Origin of the sequence: Pseudomonas sp. RA_35y_Pfl2_P32 (genome assembly GCF_963970735.1) — a bacterium.
GTDB lineage: Bacteria > Pseudomonadota > Gammaproteobacteria > Pseudomonadales > Pseudomonadaceae > Aquipseudomonas.
This window is the reverse complement of sequence record NZ_CAXAQF010000239.1, coordinates 1-500: the sequence shown is the minus strand read 5'-3', so window position 1 is coordinate 500 and position 500 is coordinate 1. Positions and strand designations below refer to the sequence as shown.

At 69.8% G+C, this 500-nt stretch carries 1 protein-coding gene; it reads right to left on the bottom strand.

What is annotated here, in order from left to right; genetic code table 11:
- Nucleotides 1-168: 168 nt before the first annotated feature.
- On the bottom strand, nt 169-500 hold a 332-nt coding region (locus AACY45_RS28060), incomplete at its 5' end, for a helix-turn-helix domain-containing protein (protein WP_339548729.1).

The following is a 500-nucleotide window of genomic DNA, read 5'->3' as shown; positions in this document are numbered from 1 at the left end:
AGGTTCGGCAACGCCGCCGCCTTCATCGGCCTGTCCGGGGTCGCCGCGACCGGGCTGCTGCTGATCCTGCTGGTGATGCCGGAAACGCGGCGCACGGCCTGATGGCGCAAACAGAACGGCCGGCCGAAACGGGTTCGGCCGGCCGGAGTGGTCGGGAGGAAGATCAGGTCAGGCGTCGAGATTGTGCAGGCGCTGGCGGTTGCGCAGCACGATCTGGCGAGCGCCGGAGAAGCCGAGAATGCCCTGGGCGTGCAACTGCGACAGCGCGCGCGACACGGTCTCCAGCGTCAGGCCGAGATAGTCGCCGATGTCGCGGCGGCACATCGGCAGCGCCATCATGCCGGCAACGGCGAGGCGGCGGTCCATTTCGAGCAGGAAGGTCGCGACGCGCTCCATCGCGGTCTTGCGGCCGAGCAGCAGCATGTGGTCCTCGGCATGGCGCAATTCGCCGGCGGTCATGGCCCAGAGCTTGCGGGCGACCAGCACGTCGGTGCCGGCGG